The organism is Streptomyces sp. NPDC046887 (genome assembly GCF_040644755.1).
GTDB classification, from domain to species: domain Bacteria; phylum Actinomycetota; class Actinomycetes; order Streptomycetales; family Streptomycetaceae; genus Streptomyces; species Streptomyces lichenis.
Window position 1 is genome coordinate 573,504 of record NZ_JBEYXH010000001.1, and the last position, 26,247, is coordinate 599,750.

General features: G+C 74.1%; 18 protein-coding genes and 1 pseudogene. 12 read left to right on the top strand and 7 right to left on the bottom strand.

Annotated features, from left to right (window positions below):
• Positions 1-361: 361 nt before the first annotated feature.
• Complete coding sequence (locus ABZ945_RS02635; protein WP_361262614.1) at positions 362-715, top strand: hypothetical protein; 354 nt, start codon at positions 362-364, stop codon at positions 713-715.
• A 39-nt stretch (positions 716-754) separates the two neighbouring features.
• On the opposite strand, the gene ABZ945_RS02640 is transcribed toward ABZ945_RS02635, so the two are convergent.
• Positions 755-1,861, bottom strand: a complete 1,107-nt coding sequence (locus ABZ945_RS02640) for an NlpC/P60 family protein (protein WP_361262617.1) — start codon at positions 1,859-1,861, stop codon at positions 755-757.
• Positions 1,862-2,309: 448 nt separating this feature from the next.
• On the opposite strand from ABZ945_RS02640, the gene pcrA reads away from it, so the two are divergent.
• The gene (pcrA, locus tag ABZ945_RS02645) at positions 2,310-4,766 is read left to right on the top strand and encodes a DNA helicase PcrA (RefSeq protein WP_361262620.1); all 2,457 of its coding nucleotides are present in this window, start codon (positions 2,310-2,312) and stop codon (positions 4,764-4,766) included.
• A gap of 128 nt (positions 4,767-4,894) precedes the next feature.
• On the opposite strand, the gene ABZ945_RS02650 is transcribed toward pcrA, so the two are convergent.
• On the bottom strand, positions 4,895-6,490 hold the full coding sequence (locus ABZ945_RS02650) for a M23 family metallopeptidase (protein WP_361262624.1): 1,596 nt from the start codon (positions 6,488-6,490) through the stop codon (positions 4,895-4,897).
• Between the two features lie 226 nt (positions 6,491-6,716).
• Positions 6,717-7,547 carry an alpha/beta fold hydrolase gene (locus ABZ945_RS02655; RefSeq protein ID WP_361262627.1) on the bottom strand — a complete coding sequence of 277 codons (831 nt, stop codon included), beginning with the start codon at positions 7,545-7,547 and terminating at the stop codon, positions 6,717-6,719.
• 481 nt (positions 7,548-8,028) lie between these two features.
• On the opposite strand from ABZ945_RS02655, the gene ABZ945_RS02660 reads away from it, so the two are divergent.
• Positions 8,029-8,442, top strand: a complete 414-nt coding sequence (locus ABZ945_RS02660; protein ID WP_248632440.1) for a cobalamin B12-binding domain-containing protein — start codon at positions 8,029-8,031, stop codon at positions 8,440-8,442.
• On the opposite strand, the gene ABZ945_RS02665 is transcribed toward ABZ945_RS02660, so the two are convergent.
• Positions 8,408-10,198, bottom strand: a complete 1,791-nt coding sequence (locus tag ABZ945_RS02665; protein WP_361262632.1) for a DUF5691 domain-containing protein — start codon at positions 10,196-10,198, stop codon at positions 8,408-8,410. The two genes, ABZ945_RS02660 and ABZ945_RS02665, sit on opposite strands and share 35 nt — an antisense overlap.
• Positions 10,199-10,379: 181 nt before the next feature.
• Positions 10,380-11,423 (bottom strand): annotated as a pseudogene (locus ABZ945_RS02670) (SWIM zinc finger family protein); the annotation flags it as partial.
• A gap of 199 nt (positions 11,424-11,622) precedes the next feature.
• On the opposite strand from ABZ945_RS02670, the gene ABZ945_RS02675 reads away from it, so the two are divergent.
• The 6 genes from ABZ945_RS02675 to sucD all read left to right on the top strand — a co-directional run bounded on the left by ABZ945_RS02675 (position 11,623) and on the right by sucD (position 19,536).
• Entirely contained in the window at positions 11,623-12,075 is a 453-nt protein-coding gene (locus tag ABZ945_RS02675; protein WP_361262634.1) for an MmpS family transport accessory protein, read from the top strand.
• A 186-nt stretch (positions 12,076-12,261) separates the two neighbouring features.
• A complete protein-coding gene (locus tag ABZ945_RS02680; RefSeq protein ID WP_361262637.1) occupies positions 12,262-13,458 on the top strand; it encodes an AAA family ATPase in 1,197 nt (398 codons plus the stop codon).
• Positions 13,455-15,971: a DUF5682 family protein gene (locus tag ABZ945_RS02685; protein WP_361262640.1), complete on the top strand. Its 2,517-nt coding sequence runs from the start codon at positions 13,455-13,457 to the stop codon at positions 15,969-15,971. Before ABZ945_RS02680 ends, ABZ945_RS02685 begins: the two co-directional genes overlap by 4 nt.
• Entirely contained in the window at positions 15,968-17,194 is a 1,227-nt protein-coding gene (locus ABZ945_RS02690; RefSeq protein ID WP_361262643.1) for a VWA domain-containing protein, read from the top strand. Before ABZ945_RS02685 ends, ABZ945_RS02690 begins: the two co-directional genes overlap by 4 nt.
• 258 nt (positions 17,195-17,452) lie before the next feature.
• Complete coding sequence (sucC, locus tag ABZ945_RS02695) at positions 17,453-18,631, top strand: ADP-forming succinate--CoA ligase subunit beta (RefSeq protein ID WP_361262646.1); 1,179 nt, start codon at positions 17,453-17,455, stop codon at positions 18,629-18,631.
• A gap of 20 nt (positions 18,632-18,651) precedes the next feature.
• The gene (gene sucD / locus ABZ945_RS02700) at positions 18,652-19,536 is read left to right on the top strand and encodes a succinate--CoA ligase subunit alpha (RefSeq protein ID WP_361262649.1); all 885 of its coding nucleotides are present in this window, start codon (positions 18,652-18,654) and stop codon (positions 19,534-19,536) included.
• Between the two features lie 101 nt (positions 19,537-19,637).
• On the opposite strand, the gene ABZ945_RS02705 is transcribed toward sucD, so the two are convergent.
• Complete coding sequence (locus ABZ945_RS02705) at positions 19,638-21,083, bottom strand: helix-turn-helix domain-containing protein (RefSeq protein ID WP_361262652.1); 1,446 nt, start codon at positions 21,081-21,083, stop codon at positions 19,638-19,640.
• Between the two features lie 123 nt (positions 21,084-21,206).
• Here ABZ945_RS02705 and ABZ945_RS02710 point away from each other — a divergent pair, with 123 nt between their 5' ends.
• Positions 21,207-22,709, top strand: a complete 1,503-nt coding sequence (locus tag ABZ945_RS02710) for a DUF6350 family protein (RefSeq protein ID WP_361262654.1) — start codon at positions 21,207-21,209, stop codon at positions 22,707-22,709.
• A gap of 66 nt (positions 22,710-22,775) precedes the next feature.
• Here ABZ945_RS02710 and ABZ945_RS02715 read toward each other — a convergent pair whose 3' ends face one another.
• A complete protein-coding gene (locus tag ABZ945_RS02715; protein WP_361262657.1) occupies positions 22,776-23,636 on the bottom strand; it encodes a hypothetical protein in 861 nt (286 codons plus the stop codon).
• A gap of 299 nt (positions 23,637-23,935) precedes the next feature.
• Between ABZ945_RS02715 and purN the strand changes: the two genes are divergently transcribed.
• Both purN and purH read left to right on the top strand, forming a co-directional pair.
• A complete protein-coding gene (gene purN, locus ABZ945_RS02720; RefSeq protein WP_361262660.1) occupies positions 23,936-24,559 on the top strand; it encodes a phosphoribosylglycinamide formyltransferase in 624 nt (207 codons plus the stop codon).
• Complete coding sequence (gene purH, locus ABZ945_RS02725) at positions 24,546-26,114, top strand: bifunctional phosphoribosylaminoimidazolecarboxamide formyltransferase/IMP cyclohydrolase (RefSeq protein WP_361262663.1); 1,569 nt, start codon at positions 24,546-24,548, stop codon at positions 26,112-26,114. Before purN ends, purH begins: the two co-directional genes overlap by 14 nt.
• Positions 26,115-26,247 lie beyond the last annotated feature (133 nt).

Here is a 26,247-nt window from a genome sequence, read left to right on the forward strand (position 1 = left end):
CCGCCGCCACCCGCGATGGCGGTCACCGGACCGCCCCTCGATACCGCCGCCCTCCCGCCGTGGGCCGGGCGGCCCCGGATCGTGCGGGGGGACGGGTTCCTGGTGCTGGCGTGCTGCCACGGCGGCGGTCACTTCCCTTCCTGGACGTGGCAGGGACGCTAGGCGCCCGAGTCACGCGCCGGACGGGGAATGACCGCAACTGGCCGCCGTTGGCGCCTCGGTGATCCGGTGCGACCGGATGCCGGACGGGAACGGACCGGAACGGCCCCGAGGCGGATCCCTCGGTGAGGAGCTCCCGCGCGAGCCGCGGGCCCGCCCCCGGGCGGCGGAGGGCCCGGGAGCCCCGTCTAGGCTCCGGGCCATGGACGTCCTCATCAATGTCTTCGTCGCCCTGCACATCATCGGTATCGCGGCGCTCCTCGGCGGCTTCCTCACCCAGATGAAGGCGATGAGCGCGGGCACCGCCCGGTTCAGCCCGGCCATGCTGCACGGCGCGCTGACCATGCTGCTCACCGGCATGGTGCTGGTCGGGCTCGACCAGGCCGACGACCAGACCGTGAACAACATCAAGATCGGCGTGAAGCTGGCGATCCTGGTCGTCATCCTCGGTCTGGTCTACGTCAAGCGCGACGAGGAGAAGGCGGACAAGGCCCAGTTCGGCGCCGTCGGCGGGCTCACCCTGGCGAACATCCTCATCGCCACCCTCTGGACCTGACGGCGCCGGGCCCGCGGGCCTCAGGCGGGCCCTTGGGCCTCAGGCGGGCCGGACGCTGCCGTGGATCGGCATCGAGAAGACGGACTCCTCGCGCACCCCGGCACCCGGCCCGGGGGCGTGGATCATCATCCCGTCGCCCTTGTAGATGCCGACATGCCCGCCCTCACCGGAACCGCCGCCGTGGAAGAACACCAGGTCACCGGCGCGCATCTGCCCCATCGCGACCGGCGTACCGGCCAGCGCCTGCGCCCCGGCGTCCCGGGGCAGTTCGACACCCGCCGCCTTCCACGCGGCACGCACCAGCCCGGAGCAGTCATACGAGCTCGGGCCCGCCGCCCCCGGCACATACGGCTTCCCCAACTGGGCCTCGGCGAAGGCGACCACCCTGGCCGCCTCGGTGCTCAGCGAGCCGGTGGCATCGGCGCTGGGAGCGGTCACCGGGGTCGTTACCAGCGAGGGCGGCAGTACGGGCCGGGGAGGGGCCGTCGGACGGGGCGGGACCACCGACAGGTGCCGTGCGGCCGCGGGGATGGCGGTGGAACGAGGCTCCACGGGTATCCCCGTGGTGGGTATCCCGGTGGCGGGCGTCCGCTCGGCGGCGGCCCGTACCAGCAGCAGCCGGGCCTGGGCCAGCCGTGACTGGCTGCGCTCCTTGACCACCCGCGGGGCGGTCTCCACGGCCACCCCGCCCGTACGGTCCTCCTCCTCGCACCCCGCCTCGCTCCGTACCGCCTCGGTCCGCACCGTCTCCATCCAGGCGTCCGGCAGCCGGTCCTCCGCGCGCGGCGGCGGGGCGTCGATGAGGTCGGCGACGCGGTCGGAGGTGCGCTCGGTCGGGCGCTCGGCCGGCGCCGTCCCGACCGCGGTGACCCCGGACCGTGCCGCCGCCGTCCGGCCGGTGTCGCCGCTGCCGGCCTGCCGGTAGAGGTCGTCCACCTTGGCGCTGACCTCCTCGGGGGAGGGCGCTCCGGCGGTGGGTGTGCGCCCGGTGGGCGGGGCGGGGGCGGCGGTGGCGCTCTGCGAGGAGATAAAGGCCACCGAAGCGAGGGCGGCGGCCGTGGTGACCCCGACGGCGGCGGGGGACGAACTGTGCAGGACGGGCAGGGTGCGTGAGCGCGGCTTGCGATGCGACGCCAAGGCCGGCATCTCCTTCCATGGACCGCCTACCGGGTCGGCCCTGGGCGGCCGGTGCAGGTTCGGGCGGAACGGAAGGTGCCCTACGGCCCGCCGCCGGGGGAGCGGTCGCGGGCCGATTCACCTCGGTCGTACGTCGTGGGACCCGGTGCCGTGCCGCTGCAGGGCAGCACGGAGACGGCGGTGGCGACCCGACCGGCGTGGTTCGCCGATGCGGGACGGGCCGCTTGGGCGAGCACGCTAGCCAACGTGTGGTGGTGCTGTGAAGGATGATGTTCGATTTGCCCGATACATTTCCGTGACCTTGGCGCGATGTCTGCGGGCCGGTACGGATCCGGTACGCAGAGTGAGCCACCGGTGCGCGGCGAGGGCGTCCTGAGGCGCGGGGTGGCCGAGTCCATACGGTGGGACCGGCCGTTCGGCCCCGGCTGTCAGTGGGGCGTCCTAAACTCGATAGGCGATGAGCAGCCTCTTTGACGACAGCTTCCTGGCGGGACTCGGCGACCGTAAGGCCGGTGACCGTACGGCCGAGGAACCGCCCCCGCCCGAGGACCTCGACGACCACGGTGACCACGGTCCGGGCGCCGAGGAGGTCCCGCATGACCTCTTCGGGGACCGCTTCGACGTGCCCCCGCCCCGGGAGAGCCGGCATACCGCCGTGGACCCCGCCGCGCTGCTGGACGGGCTGAACGAGCAGCAGGGCGCCGCCGTGGTGCACACCGGCTCCCCCCTGCTCATCGTGGCCGGTGCCGGCTCCGGCAAGACCCGGGTGCTCACCCACCGGATCGCGCATCTGCTGGGCACCCGGCATGTCCATCCCGGCCAGATACTGGCGATCACCTTCACCAACAAGGCCGCCGGGGAGATGAAGGAGCGCGTCGAGCAGCTCGTCGGCCCGCGCGCCAACGCGATGTGGGTGATGACCTTCCACAGCGCCTGTGTCCGGATCCTGCGCCGGGAGTCCAAGAAGCTGGGCTTCACCTCCTCGTTCTCGATCTACGACGCCGCCGACTCCAAGCGGCTGATGGCGCTGGTCTGCCGTGATCTGGATCTCGACCCCAAGAAGTTCCCGCCGAAGTCCTTCAGCGCCAAGGTCTCCAACCTGAAGAACGAGCTGATCGACGAGGAGTCCTTTGCCGACCAGGCGGCTGACGGCTTTGAGAAGACGCTGGCCGAGGCGTACCGGATGTACCAGTCCCGGCTGCGCGAGGCCAACGCGCTCGACTTTGACGACATCATCATGACCACCGTCCATCTGCTCCAGGCCTTCCCGGACGTGGCCGAGCACTACCGGCGCCGCTTCCGGCATGTGCTGGTGGACGAGTACCAGGACACCAACCACGCCCAGTACACCCTGGTGCGCGAGCTGGTCGGCACCGGCTACGAGGACCTGGCCCCGGCCGAGCTGTGCGTGGTGGGCGACGCCGACCAGTCGATCTACGCCTTCCGCGGGGCCACCATCCGTAACATCCTCCAGTTCGAGGAGGACTACCCGGACGCCACCACCATCCTGCTGGAGCAGAACTACCGCTCCACGCAGACCATCCTCTCCGCCGCCAACGCGGTCATCGAGCGCAACGAGAGCCGCCGCCCGAAGAACCTGTGGACCAACGCGGGCGCCGGTGCCCAGATCACCGGGTATGTCGCCGACACCGAGCACGACGAGGCCCAGTTCGTCGCCGACGAGATCGACCGGCTCACCGACGCCGGTGACGCCAAGGCCGGGGACGTCGCGGTGTTCTACCGCACCAACGCCCAGTCCCGTGTCTTCGAGGAGATCCTCATCCGGGTCGGGCTGCCCTACAAGGTCGTCGGCGGCGTCCGGTTCTACGAGCGCAAGGAGGTCCGGGACGTCCTCGCCTATCTGCGCGTGCTCGCCAACCCCGAGGACAACGTCCCGCTGCGCCGTATCCTCAACACCCCCAAGCGCGGCATCGGCGAGCGCGCCGAGGCGATGGTCGACGCCCTCGCGCTCCGCGAGAAGATCACCTTCCCGCAGGCGCTGCGCCGGGTGGACGAGGCCTATGGGATGGCCGCCCGCTCGGCCAACGCGGTCAAGCGGTTCAACACCCTGATGGACGAGCTGCGCACGGTCGTCGAGTCCGGCGCGGGCCCGGCCGTGGTGCTGGAAGCCGTACTGGAGCGCACCGGGTACCTCGCCGAGCTCCAGGCCTCCACCGACCCGCAGGACGAGACCCGGATCGAGAACCTCCAGGAACTCGCCGCCGTGGCTCTGGAGTTCGAGCAGGACCGGCAGGGGGACAACCCCGGCACCCTGGCCGAGTTCCTGGAGCAGGTGGCGCTGGTCGCCGACTCCGACCAGATCCCGGACGAGGACGAGGAGGGCTCCGGCGTCATCACGCTGATGACCCTGCACACCGCCAAGGGCCTGGAGTTCCCGGTGGTGTTCCTCACCGGTCTGGAGGACGGCGTCTTCCCGCATATGCGGGCGCTGGGCCAGACCAAGGAGCTGGAGGAGGAGCGGCGCCTGGCGTACGTGGGCATCACCCGCGCCCGTGAGCGGCTCTACCTCACCCGCTCCACCATGCGCAGCGCCTGGGGCCAGCCCTCGTACAACCCGCCCTCCCGCTTCCTGGAGGAGATCCCCGGCGCGTATCTGGAGTGGAAGCGCACCGGGGCGAAGGCGGCACCGGCCGGTCCGGTCTCCGGGATCGCCTCCTCGCTCTCCTCCTCGCGTTCACGCAGCGCGGGCCCGTCCGGCTTCGCCACCCGGCGTACGTCGGAGAAGCCGGTGATCGCCCTCTCGGTCGGCGACCGGGTCACCCACGACCAGTTCGGCCTGGGCACGGTGCTGGCGGTGACCGGAGCGGGCGGAGACGCCCAGGCGACCATCGACTTCGGGGACGAGAAGCCCAAGCGGCTGCTGCTGCGGTACGCCCCGGTCGAAAAGCTGTAGCACCGGCGGGAGTCGTGCGGATACGGTGAAGGGGTCCGGCTCCGGGAGGAGTTCGGACCCCTTCGTGTGACGTCAGCGGGGTGCGTCGGTCAGCCGGTCGGGTGGAGACTCGTGCGCTTTCCGCGAGGTCAGCCGGTCGGGTTGAGACCGTGGCTGAGCAGCCAGGGCAGCGGGTCGATGGCGGAGCCGCCGCCGGGGCGCACCTCGAAGTGCAGGTGCGGGCCGGTGGAGTTGCCGGAGTTGCCGGAGTACGCGATGGTCTCGCCGGCCTTGACCGAGCCGGAGCGGATCTTGGCGCTGCTGAGGTGGCAGTACCAGGTCTCGGTGCCGTCGGGGGCGGTCACGATGACCATGTTGCCGTAGGCGCTGTTCCACTGGGTGCGCACGGTGCCGTCGGTGGCGGCCATCACCGGGGTGCCGTACTGCACCGGGAAGTCGATCCCGGTGTGCAGCGACATCCAGTTGACGCCGGCCTGGCCGTAGCGGGCACTGAGCTGGTGCAGCGCCACCGGCAGCGCGAACTTGGGGCGCAGGGCCTCGCGCCGGGCGGCCTCCTCGATGCGCTTCTTGCGGTCGGCCTCCTGGCGGACCTTGAGGTCGATGCGCTCCTGGGTGCGGCTGGCCCGGTCGCCGAAGTCCCGGGCGTCCGCGCTGAACGCCTCCAGCTGGGTGTCGAGCTGGCGGTTGGCGACCACCGGCTGCACGGTCGGGATGTCGGCGGCGGTCACGGCCTTGTCGTCGGTCTTCGGCTTGGTGGCCTCGCCGGTCAGGTCGGTGACCGAGGCGGCCGCGATACCGGCGACGCCCATGACGCAGGCCGAGGGCACGGCGACGGTCAGTAGCGCGGACCGCTTGGCGGGGGTACGGCGCCGGCCGCGGGCACCGCCCTGGGAGCCGCGCCGCGCCGGCCGCGGGACCACCGCGGCGAGCTCATGCACCTGCTCCTGCCCCTGGTCCTGCTCCGGGGCTTCGGCCCCGTCCGACTCGTCGGCGTCGCCCGCCGCGTCCTGCACGGGCTCGGCGTCCTGCTGGTCCTCAAGGGGCTGGTCCGCCGCCGCGTAGTCGTACTGCTCCGGGACGGTGAACGTCTCGGTGGGCGCGGCCGCGTACTGCCAGGCGGCGGTGGAGTAGGCGCCGGTGTCATAGCCGGAGGCGTCCCACTGGGCGGTGGCCTCGTAGACCGGGGCCGGCGGCTGCGGGGCGGGGGCCTCCGGGCCGGCCAGGGTGGCCGTCTGCATGGTCTGGGTGGCGGCGTCGGCCCAGGTGGTGGCGGACCACTGGCCGGTGTACTCGGGGTACTCGCCGTATCCGGCGGCGGCCGCCCACTGGGTGGTGTCGTACTGGCCGCTGTGGTGGCCGTCGGCCGCCGAGCCCTCGTAGCCGGGCATCGGGTACGCGGCGGTGCCGGGGTCCTGGAGGTCCTGGGGGAAGACGCCCCCGCCCTCGGGAAGGGTCGCAGTGTAGGCGGCGTGCGTCTGCTCGGCGGTTCCGGGGTAGTCGCCGAAGAGCGGGTCGGCGGCGAAGGCACCGGGGGTGAACGAGCCGGTGGCGTATCCGGCGTCGGCGTAACCGGAGCCGTGGTCGTACCCGGCGGTCTGGTCCTGGCCGGCGCTCTGGTCATGGCCGGGGTGGAAGCCGCTGGCGGTGAAGCTGCCGGTCTCGTGGGTGGTCGGCGCATAGGCGCCGTCCCCGAGGTACCCGGCGTGGGGGTGCTGGTCGTTCACCAACGTCTCTCTCGCCTCGGCAGCAGGACCAGTTCCGGGACGGCCCCACGAAGGGGGCCCCAGAGGGGAAAGCAGTGGGCGCGACTGTACCCGGCGGTATGCGCGAGCGACAATCTTCCGCGGGGTTTCGACCCGGAGGGAAACGGGCATTCGGCCGTCTTTCGGCGGAGGGCGGACGCAGCCTTGGCCGTACGTTCGACAGTCGTTCGAATCTCTGGGGTGACGGCTAGGCGACGGCGGCGGAATCAGACGTTCCGCCGGAGTGCCCGTCGGGGGTCGCGGACAGTGCCTCATGGACCGCCGCGGCGACGGCCGGATGGAACAGCAGTGCCAGATGACCGATCCCGGTGACCCGGACGTTCTCCGCCCGGAGGTCGGGGTGGTCGATCCTGGCCGTCTCGACCGGTGACATCAGCGCGTCCAGATCGCTCCAGAAGCCGACGAAGCGGGTACGGCAGCCCGGTGCGGGACCCGCCAGCTCCCGCAGCACCGAGGAGCCGGGCCGCAGCTGGCGGACCAGCGGGTGCAGTCCGGCGGGCGGCACGGCGGCGGTGCCGGAGTGCGGGGTGCCGAGCGTGACCAGGGTGCGCACCCGGCGGTCGCCGCCGAGCCGCTGCACGTAGTACCGGGCGATCAACCCGCCCAGGCTGTGGCCGACCAGATCGATCCGGGCGTGTCCGCTGCGGGCGCACACCTCTTCCACATGGCGGCCGAGGAGTTCGGCGGCCGTACGGATGTCGCAGGTCAGCAGCGAGTAGTTGAGGCACTCCAGCCGACGGCCCCGCCGGCTCAGGGTGCGGCGCAGCATCACGAAGACGGAGCGGTTGTCCACCAGCCCGTGCAGCAGTACGGCCGGTGGCTCCGCCCCGGCGGTACGGGCCGGCGCCCGGCGGCGTCCGCCCACGGTGCCCGCCGGGTAGATGCCCGCCGGGTAGAGGAGGAGGTGGCCGGCGAGGAGCGCGGCGTCCAGCGCGGTGGCCCGAACGAGCGCGGCGGACAGTTGGAGGGGGAGTCGGAGGGTGAGGGGCCGAAAGGGGAGAGCGAGGAGCGGATGCATGGGCCGACCTCCGAGGAAGGGGGAGCCGAGGCGGAGGGTCGACGGGCTGCCGTGGCGGCGAACTGCGGTGCCTGGCGGCGAGCGGTGCGCTTGGCGACGAGCTGCTTCCCGGGCCGCGAGCGGTGCGCTTGGCGGCGAACTGCTTGCCCGGCCGTGTCTGCGGCTGCCTGCCTGCCTGCCTGCCTGCCGTGGCCGGGGTGTCTGCTTGCCGTGCCGTGGCTGTCTGCCGTGGCCGGTGGTCTGCCTGCCGTGGCGCGCGCCGCGCGGCCTGCGGCGCGGCGCCACGGCTTCCTCACTGCGGCTTCCTGGTGATCGCCCGCCCGGCGGTGGCCCGTTCTTGGCGGCGATCCGCGACGAACATGTCCCACGTGTGATTTCCCCCTCCCCGGCGGTCGCGAAACGACCGGGTGCGGGATGCTGTAGATAACGTTCGTTCACCTCCCCGGGGCACCAGGCGCGGGGGACGCAGCTGGAGGCAGTGATGGGTGTGACCGGTCCGATCCGCGTGGTGGTGGCCAAGCCGGGTCTCGACGGCCACGATCGCGGCGCGAAGGTGATCGCGCGGGCGCTCAGGGACGCCGGTATGGAGGTCATCTACACGGGGCTGCACCAGACGCCGGAGCAGATCGTGGACACCGCGATCCAGGAGGACGCCGACGCCATCGGGCTGTCGATCCTCTCGGGCGCCCACAACACGCTGTTCGCCAAGGTGCTCGACCTGCTGAAGGAGCGCGAGGCGGAGGACATCAAGGTCTTCGGCGGCGGCATCATCCCGGAGGACGACATCGCCCCGCTGAAGGAGAAGGGCGTCGCCGCGATCTTCACCCCGGGGGCGACGACCACCTCCATCGTGGAGTGGGTCAACGCCAACGTCCGGGTCTCGGCGGAGGCGTAGGGACGGGGCCTGCCGGCTGCGCGGGGCTGGGGCCACTGTTCTCGGCCCCTCCGGGGCCGCCCGGTCCGGTCTGTCCGGTCGCCGCCGCGGGACGCACCGCCTCCGCGGAGCCCGGGGTGAGTTCGGCTCGCATCAGGGCGCGGAGCCGCAGGGTGGCGACCAGGCGTTGGAAGGCCTCCGCCCAGTAGTCGCCCGCTCCCGGGGCGGCGTCCTCCGGGTCGTCCGAGCGGCCGGTGAGGACCTCCAGCCGCTCGGCCTCCGCCGGGTCGAGGCAGCGCTCGGCCAGGCCCATCACCCCGCTGAAGCTCCAGGGGTAACTGCCCGCGTCCCGGGCGATGTCCAGGGCGTCCACCACCGCGCGGCCCAGCGGCGCGGCCCAGGGAACGGCGCAGGTCCCCAGGAGCTGGAACGCGTCGGACAGGCCGTGCGCCGAGACGAACCCGGCCACCCACGCGGCGCGTTCGCCCCCGGGCAGTACGCACAGCAGCCGGGAGCGCTCGGCGAGCGAGGAGGTGCCGGGTCCGGTCGCCAGGGGAGCGGACGGGGAGCCCAGCAGGGCGCGGGCCCACTCCGCGTCCCGCTGGCGTACCGCCGCCCGGCACCAGGCCGCGTGCAGCTCGTCCCGCCAGTCGTCCGCCACATCGAGGGCGACGATCTCCTCGGCGCTCCGCCCGCCGAACCGCCCGGACCACGCCCCCAGGGGCGTCGCCTCCACCAACTGGCCCAGCCACCAGGCCCGTGCGCCGCGTCCCGCCGGCGGTGCCGGGACCACCCCGTCCCGCTGCATTCCGGCGTCGCACTCGTGGGGCGCCTCGACGGCGACCGCCGCGCCCGTGCCGCCCGTACGGTCGGGGCCCACACAGCTCGCCGACCGCTCGGCCATCCGGGCGGCGAACGCGGAACGCGGCAGCGCGGAGAGCAACTCGGCGGCCGTGGCGCGGACATTGCGGCTCCGGTCGGCGAGAGCCTGCTCCAGGAACGGCTCGTCGGTGCCGGACAGACCGGTGCGCAGCGAGTCCAGGAACATCAGCCGGTCCTCGGCCCGCTCGGTCGGCCAGGTCGAAACGAGCAGCGCCAGCCCTTCGGCCGGGTCACGGGTGCGGACCGCGGTCAGCAGGGCGACCCGCTCGGCGAACAGGCCCTCCTGCCAGAGTTGCCGTACGTCCTTTCGGCTGCCGCTCCCGGTCAGCGGGTCCCCTCCCGGGGTGCCGCGCAGCGCGAACCGCCAGTCGGGGTTGAGCCGGGCCAGCCACAGTCCGAGGGGCCCGGCGAACGCCAGGGCCGCGGGGCGCAGATCCGTCCGCGCTCGGGCCGCGTCGAGCAGCGCGGGCAGCAGCGGTGCCGGGGCCCGGTAGCCATGGGCGCGGGCCGCCGCCAGCCACTGCGGCAGCAGCTCGGTGAGGTCGGGCGCCGAGCCGCGCCGCCCACCAGCCGCCGTACCGGAAGCGGTTCGGTCGGCGAGCAGCGAGGCCAGCCGGCGGCAGGCGGCCTCGGGCGGTTCGGGCCTGGGGTCGTGCGGGGCCGGTTCGAGCAGGGCCGCGGCGAGGGGAGCGGGCCGCAGACCCGCCCGGCGCCGTACGGTGTGCACCGCGGCCTCGTCCAGCAGGGCGGCGGGCCCGGTCGCCGGGCCGGGCAGTCGGGGCTGACCGGGGCTCCCGGTGTGAACGCGCCGGGGTATGCGGCGGTCGGTGCCCAGCAGGGCCGCGGTGACCAGCTCCTCCCAGTCGGTGGGCGTGCTCGGGCTCGGCGTCGTCATCCGGGTCCCCCTTCGTCCTGGTCCGTCGAAGTCCTTGGTCGTCGGGATTCTTGGTCGTCGGGATCCTCTGTCCCGGGTCTCTGTTCAGGGCCACTGTCCCGGGTCTCTGTTCCGGGTCTCTGTTCAAAGCATCTGCCCCGGGCCTTCGTTCTCGGGCCCGGCTCCGCGCCCACGCCTGGCGTCAGACGAGTGCGACCAGGGGCGGGGCGGTGGCGACGGCGGCACCCTCGGCGGTCGCGCGGGCCCCGTCGCCGTACGCCGACCACACGGCCAGCGGGGTGAGGCCCCGGTGGCCGCACTCGCCGAAGACGGTCACCGGCCGGCCCCCGGACACCGCCGCCAGCCGCCACAGCCCGGGCCTGCCCAGCGCGGCCGGGGAGAGGGGCAGAGCCGCCGAACCGTCCGCCTCGGCCAGCTGCCAGCCGCCCCGGCCGTCCGGTAGGGGTATGACCGCGGCCAGCGTGACCGGCCGGGTGTCCAGCCAGGGGTCCTCCCGGAGCGCCGACCCATAGGCGGCCAGGGCCTCGGTGACGCCGCCACCGGGCGGTGGGCCCGCTCCGGGGGTCGGGTCCACGCCGGGAGAGGGGCCTTCGCCGGGGGCCGGACCTTTGTCGCGCGCCGGGTCGGCGAATCGCTCGCCGAGCTCCATCCTGAGCCCGCCCGCCCCGGGACGTGCGATCAGCTCCGCGTCCACCACCGCGCCCACCGGCAGGGCGAGCGCGGGCGCGCGGCCCGCCGCACCGTAGGAGAGCACCAGCGCCGTACGCCCGGTCCGCCGCCCGTGCAGCCATATCCGACGGGTGGTCAGCTTGCCGTCGGAGGTGTCGTACTGCGCCAGCACCGACCAGTGGTCGCGCCGTGCGGGGCCGTCGGCGGGCGCCGTCAGCCCCACCCTCGTCCGCACCGCCGATGCCAGCGGCTCCGGAAGGGCGTCGATCCGGGTCCACGCCCGGCCCAGCAGATGGGTCAGTGCGCACTCCTCCAGCAACCGGGCCGGCCACCCGGAGCCCGAGCCCGGTATCGCGCCCAACTCGCGGACCCGGGTGGCGAGCCCGGGCGCCTGCGCGTCCACCATCCGCGCCGCGGTCTCCTCCCAGAGGCCGTACCCGGTGCGGTCGGCCGTCGCCAGCCCGGCGCGGAGCAGATCCGCCAGGCGCTGCTCCAACTCCTCGACACCCGCGCTGATCCGGGCCGCCCGCCGCGCGGCCCGCCGGTCCGCGGCCTCGGCCGCCCCGTGCACCCCCTGTTGGTCCATGCGAACGACCGTACGACCCCCCACTGACAATCGCTTGGAGCAGCGGATTTCGTGCGGCTGAGGGGCTGTTGGGGACCCGTCGGGGGGCGGTGGGTAACAAGTTGACTTTACGACATCTTTACTGTTCTCTGCGTTTGCCATGTTCACACCTCCGGGGGGTCCCGTTCCGATGAACCGCATCAGCCGCTCTGTCGCCTCCGTGCTCGTCACGGGTGGCCTCGTCCTCGGCCTCGGTGCCTGCTCCGCGATCGCCGAGCAGACCGAGAAGGAGGTCACCAAGGAGGTCGACAAGGCTGTGGACAAGGCGGTGAACGAGGAGTACGAGGTCACCTACGAGGTGACCGGCGAGAAGATCAAGTCGATCGAGTTCAACGCGGGCGGCGGCAAGTCGGCGATGGACCCCAAGCTGGAGACCGTCGAGAACCCGGCGCTGCCGTGGAAGAAGACGGTGAAGCTGCGCGGTGTCGAGCCGCCGTCCGTCGCCCCGAACGCGCTGGACGTGGCCGGCGACGGCAAGGTGACCTGCAAGATCATCTACAAGGGCAAGGCGATCGCCGAGGAGTCGGGCAGCGGGTACGCCGCGGCCGGCGGCTGCGTCGCCGTCTCGCCGATCGCCAGCTGAGCCTTTCCGCTCCTCGCGCTCCGCACCGGCGCCCTCCGGCTCAGCCAGGGGCGCCCGTCGCCGTCAGGGAGCCGCCGGGCGCGGTCCCCTGAGCGTTGTCCCGGCGCCCGAACCCCCGATTGTCAGTGGCGTGGTGCACGGTGGAACCCGTAGCCGATCGCACACGATCCGGAGGGGGACCCGACCGTGCCCGAGACCACCGGCGCCACCACAGCCCCGACCCCGACCCCGACCACAGCCGAAGCCACACCCGCAGACCCGGATGCGGACGCAGGCGTCGCCGTAGCCGCGGAGCGAGCGGCCGCCGGGGTGCTCCGGCCGCACGCGGAGTACGCCTTCGCCCGTGAACTGGGCGCGCTGCGGGCCGCCGACGACCGGCCCCGACCGCCGCGCTGGCAGCTCTCCCCGTGGGGCGTCGCCACCTATCTGCTCGGCGGCACCCTGCCCGACGGCACCCTCATCACCCCGAAGTACGTGGGGCCGCGCCGGATCATCGAGGTCGCGATCGCCACGCTGGCCACCGATCGGGCCCTGCTGCTCCTCGGCGTGCCCGGCACCGCCAAGACCTGGGTCTCCGAGCACCTCGCCGCCGCCGTCAGCGGGGACTCCACGCTGCTGGTGCAGGGCACCGCCGGCACACCCGAGGAGGCCATCCGCTACGGCTGGAACTACGCCCGCCTCCTCGCCGACGGCCCCAGCGCCGACGCCCTCGTCGCCAGTCCGGTGATGCGCGCCATGGCCGAGGGCAGGACCGCCCGGGTGGAGGAGCTCACCCGCATTTCCGCCGACGTCCAGGACAGTCTGATCACCATCCTGTCCGAGAAGACCCTGCCCATCCCGGAGCTCGGCCAGGAGGTCCAGGCGGTACGGGGCTTCAACCTCATCGCCACCGCCAACGACCGCGACCGCGGGGTCAACGAACTCTCCAGCGCCCTGCGCCGCCGCTTCAACACGGTGGTCCTGCCGCTGCCGGCCACCCCCGAGGACGAGATCGACATCGTCTCGCGCCGCGTCGACCAGATAGGGCGGTCCCTCGGACTGCCCACCGCGCCGGACGGCGGCGACGAGATCCGACGGGTCGTCACCGTCTTCCGGGAGCTGCGCTCCGGGCTCACCACCGACGGCCGGACCAAGGTCAAGTCCCCCTCGGGCACGCTCTCCACGGCGGAGGCGATCTCCGTGGTCACCGGCGGACTCGCCCTCGCCGCGCACTTCGGGGACGGGCTGCTGCGGCCCGGGGACGTGGCCGCGGGCATCCTCGGCGCGGTCGTCCGGGACCCGGCCGCCGACCGGATCGTCTGGCAGGAGTACCTGGAGACCGTCGTCCGCGAACGGGACGGCTGGCAGGACTTCTACCGCGCCTGCCGGGAGGTGACGCGATGACGGCCGGCCCGCTGCTGCTGGGGGTGCGCCACCACGGCCCCGGCTCGGCCCGCGCCGTCTGGGCCGCCCTGGACGCCGCCGCACCGGCCGCCGTACTGATCGAGGGCCCGCCCGAGGCGGACGCGCTGCTGCCGCTCGCCGCCGACCCGCGGATGCGGCCACCGGTCGCGCTGCTCGCGCACACCGTGGACGACCCCGGCCGGGCCGCGTTCTGGCCGATGGCGGAGTTCTCCCCGGAGTGGGTGGCCCTGCGCTGGGCGCTCGAACGCGGCTCCGCCGTGCGGTTCTTCGACCTGCCCGCCGCCCACTCGCTCGCCATGGCCCAGGACCCCTCCTGGACCGACGGGGACGCGGAAGGCGGAGACGGAGGCGGAGGCGGCGGGGACTCGGGCGGCGGCGGGCACGGAGACGATCCCGAGGCCGCGGCCGACCGGGCCCGGCGGGCGGGGCTGCGCCGCGACCCGCTCGCCGCGCTCGCCGCGGCCGGGGGGTACGAGGACGCCGAGCGCTGGTGGGAGGACGTGGTGGAGCACCGGGCGGCCGCCGGGCCCGGGGCCAACGGCCCACCGGATACCGCCCCGCGCGATCCGCTCGCCGTCTTCGAGCGCCTCGCCGAAGCCATGGCCGCACTCCGCCAGGACGCCTCGGAGGAAGGGGAGCCGGGGACGGCCGAGGCCCGGCGCGAGGCGGTACGGGAGGCCCATATGCGGCTCCGGCTCCGCGCGGCGCGCCGGGAGTACGGCGACGTGGTGGCGGTGGTCTGCGGGGCGTGGCATGTGCCCGCCCTCACCGCCCGGACCACCGCCACCGCCGACCGGGCCCTGCTCAAGGGGCTCCCCAAGGTGCGTACGGAAGCCACCTGGGTGCCCTGGACCCACCGCCGGCTCGCCCGGCACACCGGCTACGGCGCGGGCGTCGACTCGCCCGGCTGGTACGCCCATCTCTTCGCGGCCCCGGACCGCCCGGTCGAGCGCTGGCTGACCCGGGTCGCCGGGCTGCTGCGGGAGGAGGACCACGCCGCCTCTCCCGCCCAGGTGATCGAGGCCGTCCGGCTCGCCGAGACGCTCGCCGCCCTGCGCGGGCGGCCGCTCGCCGGGCTGGCCGAGACCACCGACGCGGTCCGGGCGGCGATGTGCGGCGGCTCCGACGTCCCGCTCCGGCTGGTCGAGGACCGGCTGGTGGTCGGGGACGTCATGGGGCAGGTCCCCGAGGGAGCGCCCGCCGTCCCGCTGCAGCGGGATCTGACCCGGCTCCAGCGCACCCTGCGGCTGAGGCCCGAGCCGGACGAGCGCGCCCTCGACCTCGATCTGCGCAAGGAGACCGACGCGGCACGCAGCCGGCTGCTCCACCGGCTCCGGCTGCTCGCCGTCCCCTGGGGGGAGCCGGTGGCCGGCCGCTCCGGCACCGGCACCTTCCGCGAGCCCTGGCGGCTGCGCTGGGAGCCGGAGCTGCACATCCGGGTGGCCGAGGCCGGTGTGTGGGGCACCACGGTGCACGGCTCGGCGACCGCCAAGGCCGAGGCCCGGGCGGTCTCGGCGACCACGCTCGCCGAGGTCACCGCACTCGCCGAGAGCTGTCTGGCGGCGGGCCTGGCGGAGGCGCTGCCGGTGGTGATGCGGGCCCTGTCCGACCGCGCCGCGCTCGACGCGGACGTCGCCCATCTGGCGCAGGCCCTGCCCGCGCTGGCCCGCTCGCTGCGGTACGGGGATGTGCGCGGTACGGACACCGCTACCCTCGCCGAAGTCGCCGTCGGGCTGGCCGAGCGGATCCGGGTCCTGCTCCCACCCGCCTGCACCGGCCTGGACGCGGACGCCGCGGCGGAGATGCGCGGCCATCTCGACGCCGTACACACCGCGATACGGCTGCTGCCGGATGCGGACGTGGCTATAGACGCGGACACGAACGCGGGCGCGGGCGCGGGCGTGGACGTGAGTGCGGGGCGGGGGCTGCTCGGGCGGTGGGCGGAGACGCTGGGGCGGCTCGCGGGCCGGGAGACGGTGTCGGGGGTGGTGCGCGGGCGGGCGGCCCGGCTGCTCTTCGACGACGGGAGGCTGGACGAGGAGGAGGCCGCCCGGCTGATGGCACGGGCCCTGTCGGCCGGGGCGCCGCCCGCCGCCGCGGCCGCCTGGATCGAGGGGTTCACCGGCGGCGGGGCGGACGGGGCCGGCGGTGGACTGCTGCTGGTCCATGACGAGCGGCTGCTCAACCTGGTCGACGGCTGGCTGAGCACGGTGCCGGCCGAGGCGTTCACCGATGTGCTGCCGTTGCTGCGGCGCACCTTCTCCGCGTACGAACCGGCGGTGCGGCGGTCCATCGGCGAGCTGGTCCGCCGGGGCCCGGCCGGTCGGCGGCCGGGCCGTGGCGCCGCCCTGCCGGTTACGCCGGGCTTCGGGCCGGGGCTGGACGGGGAGCGCGCCGACGCCGTACTGCCGGTGCTGCGCTTGCTGCTCGGGGCCCCGTCAGGGCAAGGAGCCGGCCAACAGGGAACGGACACCGTGTGGGCGGGGCGATGAGTGAGGACGAGCGGCTGCGGCGCTGGCGGATGGTGCTCGGCCCAGGCGAGGGCGACGGCACCGGACGGGCCCTGGGCGGGGCCGACGCGGCCATGGACGATGCCCTGACCGCGCTGTACGGGGCGGAGGAGCGCGGCGGCGCCGGAGCGCGGCGCGGGCCGGGGCGGGGCGAGCGTACGGCGGGGCTCGGCGCCTCGGCGCCCTCGGTCGCCCGCTGGCTCGGCGACATCCGCCGCTACTTCCCCACCCCGGTCGTCCAGCTGATGCAGCGGGACGCGATCGACCGGCTCGGTCTGGCCGATCTGCTGCTGGAACCGGAGACACTGGAGGCGGTGGAGCCGGACGTCCATCTGGTCGGCACCCTGCTCTCGCTGGCCAAGGCGATGCCCGAGACGGTGCGGGAGACCGCGCGGTCCGTGGTCCGCCGGGTGGTGGAGGACCTGGAGCGGCGGGTGGCGGCCCGCACCCGGGCCGCGGTCGGCGGGGCGCTGGACCGAGGTGCGCGCACCAGCCGCCCGCGCCACCGGGACATCGACTGGAACCGCACCATCCGGGCCAACCTCGGCAGCTACCTCCCCGAGTACGGCACCGTGGTGCCCGAGCGGCTGGTCGGGCACGCCCGGGCGGCCAGGTCGGTCCGCAAGGACGTGGTGCTCTGCGTCGACCAGTCCGGCTCGATGGCCGCGTCCGTGGTGCACGCCTCGGTGTTCGCGGCGGTGCTCGCCTCCATGCGCTCCCTCTCCACCCGGCTGGTCGTCTTCGACACGGCCGTGGCCGACCTCACCGACCAGCTGGACGACCCGGTGGACGTGCTCTTCGGCACCCGGCTCGGCGGCGGCACCGACATCGACCGCGCGCTGGCCTACTGCCAGTCCCGGATCACCCGTCCGGCGGACACCGTCGTCGTCCTGATCAGCGACCTGTACGAGGGAGGGATACGGGACGGGATGCTGAGGCGGGTCGCGGCGATGCGGGCCTCGGGCGTGCGGTTCGTGGCCCTTCTCGCGCTCTCCGACGAGGGCGCCCCCGCCTACGACCGCGCCCACGCGGCGGCGCTGGCCGCGCTCGGTGTCCCGGCCTTCGCCTGCACCCCGGACCTCTTCCCCGAGGTGATGGCCGCCGCCATCGAGGGGCTGCCGCTCCCCGTACCGGACCCGACCGATCCGGAGGCACCCGCCTCGTCCGGTACGGAGATATCCGGGCCGGAGCCGGGCGGCCGGTGATTCCGGTCCGGTGAGGCCGGATCCCGTGACCGGATCCGGTGACCGGATCCTGTGACAGGTATCACCGCTCGGTTGTGATCTGCGATTTAGGGGCCCGGGGCGGACGGGGATAACCTGCGAGACGGACATGCCGCGTCCACGGACACCGTGTACGCCTCCCTTGTGACAGCGCAGTCACGTTGCCCTCCGCCCTGACCGGGCGCGCGGCACGCCCACGCAGACAACGAACCGCGATCACCAGAAAAGGGACGGACGCGCGTGGACCTGTTCGAGTACCAGGCGAGGGACCTCTTCGCCAAGCACGGTGTACCGGTGCTGGCCGGTGAAGTCATCGACACGCCTGAGGCGGCGCGCGAGGCCACCGAGAAGCTGGGCGGCAAGTCGGTCGTCAAGGCCCAGGTGAAGGTCGGCGGCCGCGGCAAGGCCGGTGGCGTCAAGCTGGCCGGCACCCCCGACGAGGCGGTCGCCCGCGCGACCGACATCCTCGGCATGGACATCAAGGGCCACACGGTCCACAAGGTGATGATCGCCGAGACCGCCCCGGAGATCGCCGAGGAGTACTACGTCTCGTACCTCCTCGACCGGACCAACCGCACCTTCCTGGCGATGGCCTCCGTCGCCGGCGGCATGGACATCGAGGAGGTCGCCGCGACGACCCCCGAGAAGCTCGCCAAGGTGCCGGTCGACGCCAACGAGGGCGTCTCCAAGGAGAAGGCCGCCGAGATCGTCGCCCAGGCGAAGTTCCCGGCCGAGGTCGCCGACCAGGTCGCCGACATCCTGGTCACCCTCTGGGAGACCTTCGTCGCCGAGGACGCGCTCCTCGTGGAGGTCAACCCGCTCGCCAAGGTCGCCGACGGCCGGGTCATCGCGCTGGACGGCAAGGTGTCCCTGGACGCGAACGCCGACTTCCGCCAGCCGGAGCACGACGCGCTGGAGGACAAGGCGGCGGCCAACCCGCTGGAGGCCGCCGCCAAGGCCAAGAACCTCAACTACGTCAAGCTGGACGGCGAGGTCGGCATCATCGGCAACGGCGCCGGCCTGGTCATGTCCACCCTGGACGTGGTCGCCTACGCCGGTGAGGCGCACGGCGGCGTCAAGCCCGCCAACTTCCTCGACATCGGTGGCGGCGCCTCCGCCGAGGTCATGGCGAACGGCCTGGAGATCATCCTCGGCGACCCGGACGTCAAGTCCGTCTTCGTCAACGTCTTCGGCGGCATCACCGCCTGCGACGAGGTCGCCAACGGCATCGTGCAGGCCCTGGAGCTGCTGAAGTCCAAGGGCGAGGACGTCACCAAGCCGCTGGTCGTGCGGCTCGACGGCAACAACGCGGAGCTGGGTCGCAAGATCCTGTCCGACGCCAACCACCCGCTGGTGCAGCGCGTGGACACCATGGACGGTGCGGCCGACAAGGCCGCCGAGCTCGCGGCTGCGAAGTAAGGGACGAGGTCGGAAACACCATGGCTATCTTCCTGACCAAGGACAGCAAGGTCATCGTCCAGGGCATGACCGGTGCCACGGGCATGAAGCACACCAAGCTCATGCTGGGTGACGGCACCAACATCGTCGGCGGCGTGAACCCGCGCAAGGCCGGCACCAGCGTCGACTTCGACGGCACCTCCGTACCGGTCTTCGGCTCGGTCGCCGAGGCGATCGAGAAGACCGGCGCCGACGTCTCGGTCCTCTTCGTGCCGCCGGCCTTCGCCAAGGCCGCCGTCGTGGAGGCCATCGACGCGGAGATCCCGCTGGCCGTCGTCATCACCGAGGGCATCGCCGTCCACGACTCGGCCGCCTTCTGGGCGTACGCCAAGTCCAAGGGCGACAAGACCCGCATCATCGGCCCCAACTGCCCGGGTCTGATCACCCCCGGTCAGTCCAACGCGGGCATCATCCCCGGCGACATCACCAAGCCGGGCAAGATCGGTCTGGTGTCCAAGTCCGGCACCCTGACCTACCAGATGATGTACGAGCTGCGGGACATCGGCTTCTCCTCGGCGGTCGGCATCGGCGGTGACCCGGTCATCGGCACCACCCACATCGACGCCCTGGCGGCCTTCGAGGCCGACCCGGAGACCGAGCTGATCGTGATGATCGGCGAGATCGGCGGCGACGCCGAGGAGCGTGCGGCCGACTTCATCAAGGCCAACGTCACCAAGCCGGTCGTCGGCTACGTCGCGGGCTTCACCGCGCCCGAGGGCAAGACCATGGGCCACGCCGGCGCCATCGTCTCCGGCTCCTCCGGCACCGCCCAGGCCAAGAAGGAGGCCCTGGAGGCCGCGGGCGTCAAGGTCGGCAAGACCCCGACCGAGACCGCCAAGCTGGCCCGCGCCATCCTGGAGGGCTGAGCCCCACCAGGAGCCCCACCGGGCTCCGCACGGCAACAGCAGAACGGGCCCGCCACCGGTCGCAACCGGCGGCGGGCCCGTCCGCGTACCCGGGGCCGCGCTCAGGGCAGCTGGGGGACCAGCCGGGCCGGGCCGCCGGCCGGCTCGGAGCGCAGCCGGTCGCGCAGGGCAGCGTCCTCCCGGGTCAGGCTCCGCTCCGGCCCGCTGAGGACCGGCACCCCGGCCACCGGTTCGCCCGGCGCCAGCGGCGGCTGGTACGAGGTCGGGGCGGTCGCCAGGGTGAACGCGGTCGCCCCGACGATCAGCACCGTCAGCACGATCGCCGCCCGGGTCCACAGCCGGATCCGGCGCTCGCTGCCGCTGCGGACCGAGCGCGGCGCGGCCAGCGACACCGCAGGGCCCTTGGTGAGCACAAACGTCAGCCGCTTGTGCAGCACCGCAGGATCGGCCACCTCGGGCACCTTCTCGGCCACCGCGGCCCGGGCGTGCAGCACCCGGTTGCCCGCCGCCGGGGTGCTGGCCTCGGTCTCGGCCGCCGTCTCCGGCAGGTCCAGGCCCAGCCCGTCGTAGAGCAGCAGGGTGCGCCGGTACACCGGCGGCAGCTCCAGCACCGCGGCCCGCAGCGCCTGGGCGGCGCGGTCGGCGCCGGGGGAGTCGGGGGTGCGCTGCGAGCGCCGGAAGCGGTGCCAGGGCGAGAGCGCGTACTCGTGCACGGCGGCCCGCACCCAGCCCGCCGGATCCCGGTCCACGGCGACCTCGGGCCACCGTTCCCAGGCCAGATGGAAGGCGTACTCCACCGCCTCCCGCGACAGCCTGCGCCGCCCGGTCAGCACATAGGCCTGCTGGACCAGCCCGGGCGCGGCCGCCTCGTACAGCGCGTCGAACGCCGCGGCGGGCGCGGAGACGGCCTCCGCGGAGGGCTCCGCCGGGTGCGCGGTGGGGGCTTCGTCGGAGCCGGTGCCCGCGTCGGCCGCCTGCTCGGCGTCGGTGACGGCGTCGGCATCGGTGCTGGTGTCGGTGTCGGTGACGGCGTCGGTGCTGGTGTCGGCCGTGGGATCCGGTGCGATTTCGGTCTCGGGCTCGGGCTCGATTACGGTCTCGGGCTCGGTTACGGAGGCGGGCTCGGTTACGGAGGCGGGCTGGGATGCCGGTACGGAGGCGGGTGCCGCGGCCGCTTCCCGCGCGGGATCGGGACCGGGGCTCCCGCCCGCGTCCATGGTCTCCGCCACCGGTTTCTCCGGTGCGGCGTGCAGGATCCTGGCGTACGCCTGGCGTTTGCGGCCGCGCGGGGTGGTGCGCCCGTTCTCCCAGGAGCGCACCGTCGCCCGGGTGACCCCCAGCATGCGGGCGAGCTGCTCCTCGGAGAGGTTCCTCGCCTCCCGGAGCCGGCGCCGTTCCCGGGCGGACGGCAGCGGAGGAGTGGGTCCTGGCGGCGGGGCGTCGGGCTTCCCGGCCCGGTCCGGCGGCCCGTCGGACGGCCCGGCGGGCGATCGCGCGCCGGACTCGTGGAACTCGTCGGGCTCGGAGGTGGTCGCGGTCCGGGTCATGGCCGGCCCCCGGCAGGACGGCCGTCGGCGGAGGGCGAAAAGTACATAAGCGTATATTGCGCGCCACACCGGCTCTTCGCCCGTTACCCGGATCAAGCGCGTGTCGTTGGCACCATGGCCCGGGTGATCGGAACGACGACCGTCCGCCGCCTCTCGGGGGTCCTTCCCGGGCTCTGTATGCGCGGCGCCCTCGCGGCGGGGCTCGGACTCGGTGCCGTCACCGTCGTGGTGCTGGCCCTGTGGATCGGCTCCCCCTACCCGGACAGCGGCCCCGGGGGCGCCCTGCATGTGGCCGCCGCCCTGTGGCTGCTGGCGCATGGCGCCGAGCTGGCCCGTCCCACGGTCCCCGCCGGGACCTTCGCCCCCGTCGGCGTGGTTCCGCTGCTGCTGGTCGCCCTGCCCGCCTGGCTGGTGCACCGGACCGCCCGGGACGCGGCCGACCCCGAGGACGACGGCCGGCCGCCCCCGCCCGGTGCCGTGGTGGCCGCCGTCTCCGGGGGCTATCTGCTGGTGGCCGCGGGGGCGACCGGCTACGCGGGGACCGGCGGCCCGCTGACCGTCGACCCGCTCGGCGCGGCCCTGCGGCTGGTCCCGCTCGCCGTGCTGTCGGCCGCCGCCGGGGTGTGGGTCGCGTACGGGCGGCCGCCCGGCCCCCTGCCCGGTTGGGCGCCGGAGCGGCTGCGGGTGGCCCTGGCCCGTTCGCGTACCACCGTCGCGGTACGGGCCGGAGCCGCTGCCACCGCCGTACTGCTGGCCGGGGGAGCGCTGCTGGTGCTGGCCTCCCTGGTCTGGCACATCGGGGCCGCCCGGGACGCCCTGCTGGGGCTATCCGGGACCTGGTCCGGACGGACCGGCGTGGTGCTGCTGGCGCTGGCCCTGCTGCCGAACGCCGCCGTCTGGGGTGCCGCGTACGGGCTCGGGCCCGGGTTCGCGGTCGGTGCCGCCGCCACCGCCACCCCGCTGTCGGCCACCGGCACGGCGGGGCTGCCGCCGTTCCCGCTGCTGGCCGCGGTCCCGGGGGACGGCCCCGGAAGCTGGCCGCACTGGACGTGCGCGCTGGTCTCCCTGGCCGCCGGGGTCGCGGTGGCCCGCCAGGCCGGGCGGCGCACCGGCGCGCGGGTACGGGACACGGCAGTGGCCGCGCTGCTGGCGGCGGTGGTCTGCGGGGCGGCCATGGCCGGGCTCGCGGCGGCGGCGGGCGGGCCGCTGGGCACCGCGCGGCTCGCCGAGTTCGGCCCGGTCTGGTGGCGTACCGGGGCGGCGGCGATGGGCTGGACGGCGGCGGTCGGTCTGCCGGGAGCCCTGCTGCTGCGGGCCTGGCGGGTACGGCGGGAGGCCCGGGAGGCGTGGGAGTTCGCCGCGTACGAGGAGTCGCCGCCGCCGTTGCCGACGGCCCGGGAGGAGGCCCCGGAGCAGGGGGCGGTCTACGGGTTCCTGCCGGCCGACTGGGAGGAGCCGGAGGCCCGCCGGGCGCGCTGGGCCGCCCTGAAGGAGGCCTCGAACCCACTGGTGGGGCCGCCGCCGCTGCCGGACACTCCGGATGAGACCGACATGGCGGACCCGGAGGACGGAGAGGGCGGGGAGGCCGCGGAGGGCGGCACTCCGTCCCCCTCGGCGGCTGAGTGACCGACGGCCCCCGCCGCGCAGTCGCGGTGGGGGCCGTCGCCGTCGGTGGAGGCCGTCGGGGGCGCGTCAGTCCTGGACGCCGAAGACGTCCCGCAGCGGCTCGGGCAGCCGCTCGTTGCAGGCCAGCAGACCGCTGCGGGTCAGCGAGTCGTCCATGCAGGTGTAGTAGTCGCGGTAGGCGAGCTGGACCGTGTACGTACCGGCCACGATCGCCAGGGTGATCGCGGCCAGCACCACCCCGCTGATCGCGGCCGTGGTCTGCGGCCGGCCGCCGCCCGAGGACTTGGCCGGGGCGGCCGGAGCGGGGGCCGCACCGGTGGCCGGCCGGGTGGCGTCGGTCGCGGTCGCGGCGGACCGGCGGGCGCGCAGCGAGCTGATGCCCCAGTACAGGGCCAGGGCGCCGAGCAGCAGGCCGATCTCGGTGAGGTCGAAGAGCGCGAAGAAGAAGCCCCACATACCGGCGAGCAGCGCGTAGCGCGCCCGGCGCTGGGCGGGGTCCTTCATGTCGACCCGAGGGGTCGAGGTGTTCTGCCCGCCGCCCGGACCGCCGCCCTGCTGGTCGCGCTGGTCGCCGTTCTGCGGCCGGCTGCCCCAGCCGCCGGAGGAGCGGCCGGGCTGCCGGGGGCTCCACTGGCCCCAGGGCGACCGGTTCCGCTCGCCGCCCTCGGACGACCCCTCGTCCCCGTCCCCGGACCCTTCGCCCTCCGGGCGGCGCGGCTGCCAGGGCTGGTCGGGGCGGCCCTCGGGGGGCGGGGCGAACGGGTTCTGCTCGTCACCCGAGGACCCCGAGGACCCCGAGGACCGGGAAGACCCGGACGAGCCGGAGGATCCGGACGACCCGGAACCGGGCCCGGAGCCCGCCGGGTCGGTGGACTGGCGGTCCCGCGACAGCAGGTGGATGGCCGTGCGGCGGCGTCGGTCCGGCATGTGGTGAACGTCTTCCCCTCAGACCCGTCGCTGCCGGGTCTTGTGTCGTCGTGCCCGCCCCGTGCCGGGGCGGCCCTGCCCCAGACGCTACCCGTCGGGTCCGCCCCCGTCCCGTGGGGGCGGTCGGGTGTGCCGGTATCGTTGCTGACGATCGGCCGCCTCGTAGGGTTCCCCGTATCGAGAGGCATGATCCGTTCGTACGACCGTACAAACGGTGGCCCCGGCCGGTCGTCCGCACTACCCCACTCCGTACTCCCCACCCCAGGTCCCCACCGCCGCAACGCGAAAAGAGTCCCGCCGTGGCCGCCGCCCCCGCCCGCCTCGTCGTCCTGGTCTCCGGATCCGGGACCAACTTGCAGGCCCTGCTCGACGCGATCGCCGCCGACCCCGAGGGGTACGGGGCGCGGGTCGTCGCCGTCGGCGCGGACCGTGGCGCGATCACGGGCCTGGAGCGGGCCGAGCGCGCCGGGCTGCCGACCTTCACGGTCCGGGTCGGGGACCACCCGAGCCGCGAGGAGTGGGACCGGGCGCTCACCGAGGCGGTCGCCGCGTACCAGCCGGACCTGGTCGTCTCGGCCGGGTTCATGAAGATCGTCGGCAAGGCGTTCCTGGAGCGCTTCGGCGGGCGGACGGTGAACACCCACCCCGCTCTGCTGCCCAGTTTTCCCGGGGCCCACGGGGTGCGCGACGCGCTCGCGTACGGCGCCAAGGTCACCGGGTGCACCGTCCACTTCGTCGACGACGGCGTCGACACCGGTCCGATCATCGCCCAGGGCGTGGTCGAGATCCGGGACGAGGACGACGAGGCCGCTCTGCATGAGCGGATCAAGGAAGTCGAGCGCTCGCTGCTCGTCGAGGTCGTGGGGCGTCTGGCCCGGCACGGCTACCGCATTGAGGGACGAAAGGTTCATGTCGGTGAATAAGCCCACCCGAAAGCCCATCCGTCGCGCGTTGATCAGCGTCTACGACAAGACGGGGCTGGAGGAGCTCGCCCGGGGGCTGCACGAGGCCGGTGTCGAGCTGGTCTCCACCGGGTCCACCGCGGCCCGGATCGCCGGCACCGGCGTCCCGGTCACCCGGGTCGAGGAGCTGACCGGCTTCCCCGAGTGCCTGGACGGCCGGGTCAAGACGCTGCACCCGCGGGTGCACGCCGGCATCCTCGCCGACCTGCGGCTGGACGCCCACCGCGAGCAGCTCGCCGAGCTGGGCGTGGAGCCGTTCGAGCTGGTGGTGGTGAACCTCTACCCGTTCCGTGAGACGGTCGCCTCCGGCGCCACCCCGGACGAGTGCGTGGAGCAGATCGACATCGGCGGCCCGTCGATGGTCCGCGCCGCCGCCAAGAACCACCCCTCGGTCGCGGTGGTCACCTCCCCGGGACGGTACGCGCAGGTGCTGGACGCGGTGAAGGACGGCGGGTTCGAGCTGACCGCCCGCAAGCGGCTGGCCGCCGAGGCGTTCCGGCACACCGCCGCGTACGACACCGCCGTGGCCTCCTGGTTCGCCGCCGAGTACGCCCCGGCCGACGACTCCGGCTTCCCCGAGTTCCTGGGCACCGTCCACCAGCGCGGCAATGTGCTGCGCTACGGCGAGAACCCGCACCAGGGCGCCGCGCTGTACCTCTCCGAGGAGGGCGGCGGCCTCGCGGGCGCCGAGCAGTTGCACGGCAAGGAGATGTCGTACAACAACTACACGGACACCGACGCCGCGCGCCGGGCCGCCTATGACCACGACGAGCCGTGCGTGGCGATCATCAAGCACGCCAACCCGTGCGGGATCGCCACCGGCGCGGATGTCGCCGAGGCGCACCGCAAGGCGCACGCCTGCGACCCGCTGTCCGCGTTCGGCGGGGTGATCGCGGTCAACCGCCCGGTGTCGGTGGCCATGGCCGAGCAGGTCGCCGAGATCTTCACCGAGGTCATCGTGGCCCCGGACTACGAGGACGGCGCGGTCGAGGCGCTGGCGAAGAAGAAGAACATCCGGGTGCTGCGGGCCTCCGGCGCTCCGGCCGCCACGGTCGAGGTCAAGCCGATCGACGGCGGCGCGCTGCTCCAGGTCACCGACCGGCTCCAGGCCGACGGCGACGACCCGGCGAACTGGACGCTGGCCGCCGGTGAGGCGCTGTCCGCCGACGAGCTGGCCGAACTGGCCTTCGCCTGGCGGGCCTGCCGCGCGGTGAAGTCCAACGCCATCCTGCTCGCCAAGGGCGGCGCCAGCGTGGGCGTGGGCATGGGCCAGGTCAACCGGGTCGACTCGGCGAAGCTGGCCGTGGAGCGGGCCGGCGAGGAGCGGGCCCGGGGCTCGTACGCCGCCTCCGACGCGTTCTTCCCGTTCCCGGACGGGCTGGAGGTGCTGACCGCGGCGGGCGTCAAGGCCGTGGCGCAGCCGGGCGGTTCGGTCCGCGACGAGCAGGTGGTCGAGGCGGCCCGCAAGGCCGGGGTGACCATGTACTTCACCGGGACGCGGCACTTCTTCCACTGACGCGGCGCTTCTTCCGCTGAGGCGGCGCTTCTTCCGCTGAGGCGGCGCTTCTTCCGGTGACGGCCGGCGTCCGGTGGTCGTACCGACGACGGAGCCCTTCCCGGCCTGGGCAGGCCGGGAAGGGCTCCGTCGT

Bases quoted from the DNA above. Each gene is read 5' to 3' on its own strand.
- purH (WP_361262663.1), top strand. From the start codon at position 24,546: ATGTCGGTGAATAAGCCCACCCGAAAGCCCATCCGTCGCGCGTTGATC.
- ABZ945_RS02715 (WP_361262657.1), bottom strand. From the start codon at position 23,636: ATGCCGGACCGACGCCGCCGCACGGCCATCCACCTGCTGTCGCGGGAC.
- ABZ945_RS02655 (WP_361262627.1), bottom strand. From the start codon at position 7,547: ATGCATCCGCTCCTCGCTCTCCCCTTTCGGCCCCTCACCCTCCGACTC.
- ABZ945_RS02660 (WP_248632440.1), top strand. From the start codon at position 8,029: ATGGGTGTGACCGGTCCGATCCGCGTGGTGGTGGCCAAGCCGGGTCTC.
- ABZ945_RS02635 (WP_361262614.1), top strand. From the start codon at position 362: ATGGACGTCCTCATCAATGTCTTCGTCGCCCTGCACATCATCGGTATC.
- ABZ945_RS02640 (WP_361262617.1), bottom strand. From the start codon at position 1,861: ATGCCGGCCTTGGCGTCGCATCGCAAGCCGCGCTCACGCACCCTGCCC.
- ABZ945_RS02705 (WP_361262652.1), bottom strand. From the start codon at position 21,083: ATGACCCGGACCGCGACCACCTCCGAGCCCGACGAGTTCCACGAGTCC.
- ABZ945_RS02665 (WP_361262632.1), bottom strand. From the start codon at position 10,198: ATGACGACGCCGAGCCCGAGCACGCCCACCGACTGGGAGGAGCTGGTC.
- pcrA (WP_361262620.1), top strand. From the start codon at position 2,310: ATGAGCAGCCTCTTTGACGACAGCTTCCTGGCGGGACTCGGCGACCGT.
- ABZ945_RS02685 (WP_361262640.1), top strand. From the start codon at position 13,455: ATGACGGCCGGCCCGCTGCTGCTGGGGGTGCGCCACCACGGCCCCGGC.
- ABZ945_RS02675 (WP_361262634.1), top strand. From the start codon at position 11,623: ATGAACCGCATCAGCCGCTCTGTCGCCTCCGTGCTCGTCACGGGTGGC.
- ABZ945_RS02690 (WP_361262643.1), top strand. From the start codon at position 15,968: ATGAGTGAGGACGAGCGGCTGCGGCGCTGGCGGATGGTGCTCGGCCCA.
- sucD (WP_361262649.1), top strand. From the start codon at position 18,652: ATGGCTATCTTCCTGACCAAGGACAGCAAGGTCATCGTCCAGGGCATG.